Annotated in this window: 4 protein-coding genes; 2 read left to right on the forward strand and 2 right to left on the reverse strand. The window is 44.2% G+C overall.

The annotated features are described in order from the left end of the window. Positions 1-164 precede the first annotated feature (164 nt). Positions 165-1,307, reverse strand: coding sequence for a glycosyltransferase family 2 protein (locus VN429_RS08820; protein ID WP_325632267.1), 1,143 nt, complete (start codon positions 1,305-1,307; stop codon positions 165-167). 195 nt (positions 1,308-1,502) lie between these two features. On the opposite strand from VN429_RS08820, the gene VN429_RS08825 reads away from it, so the two are divergent. Further along, positions 1,503-3,965: an oligosaccharyl transferase, archaeosortase A system-associated gene (locus tag VN429_RS08825; protein WP_325632269.1), complete on the forward strand. Its 2,463-nt coding sequence runs from the start codon at positions 1,503-1,505 to the stop codon at positions 3,963-3,965. Positions 3,966-3,980: 15 nt separating this feature from the next. Here VN429_RS08825 and VN429_RS08830 read toward each other — a convergent pair whose 3' ends face one another. Next, on the reverse strand, positions 3,981-5,336 hold the full coding sequence (locus tag VN429_RS08830) for a mannose-1-phosphate guanylyltransferase/mannose-6-phosphate isomerase (protein WP_325632271.1): 1,356 nt from the start codon (positions 5,334-5,336) through the stop codon (positions 3,981-3,983). A gap of 88 nt (positions 5,337-5,424) precedes the next feature. Between VN429_RS08830 and VN429_RS08835 the strand changes: the two genes are divergently transcribed. Next, on the forward strand, positions 5,425-6,583 hold a 1,159-nt coding region (locus VN429_RS08835; RefSeq protein WP_325632273.1), incomplete at its 3' end, for an ABC transporter substrate-binding protein.

Raw genomic sequence — 6,583 nt, forward strand, 5'->3', positions numbered from 1 at the left:
ATAAAAACCGGTAATTTGCCAGGTATTAAGAGGGATATTCAATATTCATCCCATTCACGGGTATCCAAACAGATGAAAAAATGGTGAGTGATATGCATGCGAAGAGAAAACAAATTATAGATCTGGTCCAAATACAGGTAAGTGCCCGTAAATTTAATCCCATTTTACGGGCTAAAATCACACCCATCCCTGTCGCACCGGAGCAGCATCATGCTCACCAGGATTGCGGTAAATACCATCTGAAGGCCAAGAATAATACTACAAAGTATCAGAAGAGCGCTCATAACCTGAGACAATTCACCAAACGAACGATGAACCCAGTCATACAGGATACTAACCCCATTAACTAGCCCCAAAACGATAAGAATGCCCCCGCCAAACAAAAGATACTCAAGAGTCCTGTACCGAAGCATGGGTCTGAACCATCGGCCACAGACATCAAAACCATTGGTCACAGCATATGCTTTAAGCGCTATTCCCATCATCACTAGTTGAAACCCACCGGTCAGGAAAACCACACCCAATATAAATGAATGAAAACCTGAACCATGAGTATTCAGGAGGACAAATCCCATCATCACTAGTCCGAAGAGTGCAAAGAGACCTCCTGGAACTGCGAGAAACGGAAGAGGTTTCTCAAGCATGATAAATCTGACGTGTCGCCAGCCATCAGCAAAACTGTGAAGATTTGACGGGCTTTCCCGGGGATAATAGGTAATTGGGATCTCGGCTACTTTTATATTATTTTTTGCAGCTTCGATCATCATTTCAGATGCAAATTCCATTCCACCGGTATGAAGGGAGAGCCGCTCTAATATCTCTTTCCGGAAAGCTCGAAAACCACTGTGGCAATCAGAAAAACTGGTCCCAAATGCGAAATTCAGGAGCCTGGTAAGCAATGGGTTTCCAAGATACTGATGTAGAGCAGGCATGGCTCCGGGAAGAATGGTTCCTGCCATCCGGGATCCGATGACCATATCAACATTCTCCTGTCTGATCGGGCGGATTAACTCGGGAATAATCCGGAAATCATACGTGTTATCGGCATCACCTATGACAATGATATCGCCTGTTGCATGAGCGAAACCTGACAAGTATGCGTTCCCATACCCCCGTTTATCAGGATGAATAACCCGGGCACCCATTTTTGACGCAATAATTGGTGTCTGATCTGTTGATGAATCAGCTACAATTATCTCATATGATATCCCGGCTGATTCACACCCTTCATGAATTTTTTTGATACAAGCCCCAATCGTCTTCTCTTCATTCAAAGCAGGGATAACTATCGACACAACCGGATTCATTGACTAGGTTACTCCTGAAATACTAATACCCTGAAAAACAGGATATTAAAAAAGACCAGAACACTCTGATCTCAATAATCAGTATAGATCTCTCTCCCGATGCTATTAGTTATTCTGAGCTGCAGCTTTCAAGATAACCTGCATTTGATCCTGAAACCTATTTCCGCAATCCAGCCCATTATTCTGTAGTATAACATGGACCTCACCAACATAAGACAGAAAGACTCTGTCATCATTCTGGTAATTATTTTAATATTTGCTCTTTTTGGATTCTGGCTTCGGCTTCTCCCAATGGAACAACTCACAAGCGGGCTAGTCCCCAAGGTGATATTCATGGACTCATGGTATAACATGAGATTGATCGAAGTTATTGTCTCTAACTTTCCGGTCTATCCATGGTTTGATCCAATGAATGGGTTTCCGATCGGGAAAGACAATGATTGGGGTCCTCTATATCCAATGCTTTCAGCTGTTATCGCAGTTCTCACCGGAGCAGTCTCTCGAAACGATATAATGACAGTGGCATCCTGGATTCCGCCTGTCTTCTCACTCACCATGATACCAATGCTCTATGTAATTGGGAAAATGGTAGTAGACAGGAAAGCAGGTGTAATAGCAGCTTGTTTAATATCAGTCATAGCCGGGGAATACCTCTATAGGTCATTTTATGGATACATTGACCATCATTTCCTCGAAGTCATCTTCTCCACAGCCTTTATTCTATTTTATCTTTTTGTAATTCGAGAGAGTAATAGAGAGAATGCATCGGGGTATCCCTCATACCTTATTCTCTATTCAGTTCTTGCCGGCCTGATGTATTATTTCGGGATTATGAACATCCCGACAATGGTCCTCTTTGCCGGAATCATTGGAGGATTCTGCGCAGTTCATGCCCTTTTAACGAGGGATGAACAATCACTCAAATCACTGACAATCGCTCATGCAATACTATTCGGAGTATTCATCATCCTCTTTGGTCTAACCGGAATTCATAATGAGGGGATGAGCCTTGCCCAATATACCCTAGCACATATCCTTCTTGCACTTGCGCTCATCATCGAACCTCTTTTTCTAACCGCTGCAATCCATCTGACCCGGGGGAAACCAGCAGTACTCACCTGGGGAATAATTGTTGGAATACCTGCAGTTTCTTATGCAATATCTTCGATCATACTCCCATCATTGGTTCAGACGATATCCTCAGGGTTCTCATATTTTTTCTTCTTTTCGTACAAAGAGACCTTTATCAACGAGATGCAGATGTGGGATCTCACCCGGGCCTACCACTCCTTCAATATCGCTCTGTTCGTCATGGTCATAGGCCTCATTCTGATTGTCTATCAGACTTTCAAAAAATACGATGCGATCAAACTATGCATACTCATTTGGGCATTTGTTATCCTGATTTCAACAATTCTTCACTTAAGATATGAGTACTATGCGGCAGTTATCGTGGTTCTCTTCACCTCGATTGCCCTGTCATATCTATGGGATCTTCTCTCAAACAGCCGATCCACAGAACAAAAAAGTTTGAAAAAGGGACAGAAAGAATCTGGCATTACCTTGGTTCGAAAGAATCTTCCGATTATTGTGGTGGGAATTATTATCCTGATCATCACAGCCATGTCAGCACAGATTACCTGGGAGGTTGGAACGAAACAACTCCAGATGATTGGGATAAATGATGACTGGGCTGGTGCTCTGACCTGGCTTGAAAAGAACTCACCAGATACAGGGATTGATCCTTTGAAAATCTACAATAAAGACGGATTTTCCTATCCAAACACCTCGTATGGGGTACTATCATGGTGGGACTATGGACACTGGATCACCTACCTTGCCAAACGCATCCCCATTACAACCCCGTTCCAAAACAATGTGCCCCCAGTAGCACAATTCCTGGTAGCCACCGATGAAAAAGCGGCAGATTCCTTAGCAGATAAGATGGGAGCAAAATATGTCATCATCGATTACGAGACAATTAATAGTAAATATCCATCACTGCCCCTCTGGGCATATGGACAGAATGAACGGGAAAAATATCAGAAATATTACTATCAGCAGTCCAAGAACAATCCAAACCAGTATGATCCAGTTCTTACCCTGAAACCAGATTTCTTCACATCCATGGTATCCCGTCTTTACATCTTTGACGGCACAGAAACGAACAGTACAGGAGGAAGCCTTGTCCAATATGGAGAGATGCAGACAGGAAACCAGAAAGTTCCTGCCATCTCACGAATAACCACCCTATCTCCAGCGCAGGCAGAAAAGGCTGCATCAGAACCATTGAGCGCAGGAACGGATCTTGTCTCCATCCAGTATACCCACCCGATTACCACAATCCCTGCCCTCACACATTACCGTTTGGTATATGAATCTCCAACAGTGACGGCATCAGACGAACTTGCTGAAATGCACAATGTCAAGATATTTGAACGGGTTCCTGGATACCAGATCAATGGAACCGGGACTATTGAACTACCGGTTGTCACCAACCAGGGTCGCACGTTTACATATCGTCAGGAGAGTAATAATGGAACATTTATTGTGCCCTACTCAACCAGCAGAGACACATCAGGAGTCCATGCAACCGGTCCATACAGGAATCTTCAGACCGGAGAAACCTTTGAGGTTTCAGAACAGCAGATCTCTTAAAAACTTTTTTGGGAGTTATACCCTTTTAAAATCATCTTCAGTCCGCTCAATATCATCCTCTTCAAGGTACTCTCCAATCTGGACCTCAATAACCTCAAGAGGGATCTTACCAGTGTTTGCAAGTCGGTGCATCACTCCGGCAGGAACATAGGTGGATTCACCTGGCCGAAGAAACTTGTGAGTTCCATCAAGCTGCACATCTGCACTCCCATGTACAATAACCCAGTGTTCAGATCTGTGATGATGACGCTGCAGTGACAGTCGTTTTCCAGGGTTTACATTCAAACGCTTGATTTTGTAGCCAACCGTTTCTTCAAGTTCAGTATACGACCCCCATGGCCTGAATACTGTCCGGTGAAATTCTGTGATCGGATTACCCTGCTTTTTGAGTCCCTTTACCAGGTCACCAACTTGCTCGGCCATATCACGCCTGCAGACCAGAAGCGCATCATCGGTATCAACTATGATAGTATCTTCAATACCGATCAATGCCGTAACCCGATCACCTGTGCTGATAAAATTCCCGGATGAATCAATTCCCTGATAGGAACCCACGTTTGCATGTTCATCTTTTGATGAGACATCATACCATGCTGCAAATGTACCAAGATCAGTCCAATGAGCTGTGAGAGGAACAGTGACAACCCGGGAAGAATATTCAAGAAGACCGTAGTCAATTGAGATAGAAGGAAGATCCTGATACACCAAATCCGGAGAATCAAAGGCTGCAAAAATTTCAGGCTGGTACTGTTTCAACTCGTCCTGGAAAACACCAACTGAAAAGAGGAACATTCCGCTGTTCCAAAGGTATCCACTACAGACATAAGTCTCAGCAGTTTCCAGATCTGGTTTCTCCTTGAACTGCTTCACCCGGAACCCAGGGCCTATCTTTTCACCAGGCGCAATGTACCCATATCCAGTATGCGGGGTGGTAGGACAAATCCCAAATGTTACCAGATTTTCTTTACCAAGTTCGATCGCTGCTCTTATTTCGTCTATCGCTTTATCATCAAGTTTATGATCACTCGGAAACACTACAACTGTTGCATCAGGGGATTCTTTTTGAATTTCACGAACAGACCAGGCAATAGCTGGCAAGGTATTGCGCCCTTCAGTTTCACGGAGTAATCGATCATCAGTGATCGAAAATCCAAGTTCAGCAACCTGATCCCTCACTAGGAACTGGTGGATTTCATTGGTGACTATGAGAATGTGGGAAGGGTCAGATAACCGTAATGCACGCAGGTATGTTTCTTGGAATAGGGAGTGGCCCTGTACCTGGAGAAACTGTTTTGGATATTGGGTTCTGGAGAGGGGCCAGAGCCTGGTTCCCACACCTCCGGCAAGGATGACAGAAAAGACGGCACTCATCTCTGACATATCTGTTAGTAACGACCATCAACTCTTCTCCCCTATACTCAAATTCTCCAACAGTGAAGTGATAGATACAGGTGTAATAATGGATCATCGTATCGGGATTTTAGCAGGGGTACTAATGATAATCGGAGTTCTGATCTCCGGATGTACCTCCACAGATAAATCTCAACCTCCTGAATCTATCCCAGGTCCTTCGATTATAGATCTTGAAGATATTGCTGCAACCAACAGTGGGATTGTCCTCACTGATGCTATTGGCAGAGTAGTCACAGTGCCCAGAAATATCACTCACATCCTCTGCTCTGGACCTGGGTGCATGCGATACCTCTCATATATGGGGGAAACCGAAAAGGCAGTGGCAGCAGATCTGGTAGAGCGAGATTTGCAGTCACCATCACCTCTCCCATACCTTGTTGCAAATCCACAGATCAGAACACTTTCTGCTGCTGGTAAAATTACAGACGTGATTGAACCATCACAAATAACTGCATTAAACCCACGTCCGGACCTGATCATCCTGATGGGAGACAATCCACAGATTTCTGCTGATGAACTGCAGAAGCGGACAGGTATTCCGGTAGTAGTTCTTCAGGATGGTGATCTTTCATACCGCAGGAATGCTATGAATTATTCACTCAGGATCATGGGGCTCGTTCTTGGAAAGTCAGAAAGGGCTGAGGAAGTGATCAGGTTCTTTGATAAAGTCACCGAAAATCTTGAGGCCAGAACCTCAACGATATCAGATTTTCAACAGAAAAAAGCATACATTGGGGGATATTCAACTCCAAATCCTGAAGGACTATTCTCGACTACATCGATTTTCATACCCTTGCGCCTGATATCAGCCCATAATATTGCAGAAGATTATGGGAATCAGAATGGACTTTCAGGAGCATTTATAATCCCCAAAGAGGCTCTTACCAGGATTGCGCCTGATGCCCTATTTCTCGATATGACAACCTGGTCATTGAAGGAGAGTGCTGTCACTGATATCGAGAAGAGTGAGTCACTCAAAGGTCTTCCCGCAGTCAGGCAGGGTGAGGTATACGGCCTCTTGCCAACTTCTTTGTATGGCGAAGATCACGAGTCAGACCTGATTAATGCCTACGTTATTGGCAAAGCACTCTACCCTGAGAAATTTACCGATGTAGAACCAAAAGTGATGGCTGATTATATCTATGCATTCCTCTATGGGGAACCTATCTTTGAAGAGATCAATAAAAATTATGGAGGAATGGCAT

Source organism: Methanospirillum sp. (genome assembly GCF_035560735.1).
Lineage (GTDB): Archaea > Halobacteriota > Methanomicrobia > Methanomicrobiales > Methanospirillaceae > Methanospirillum.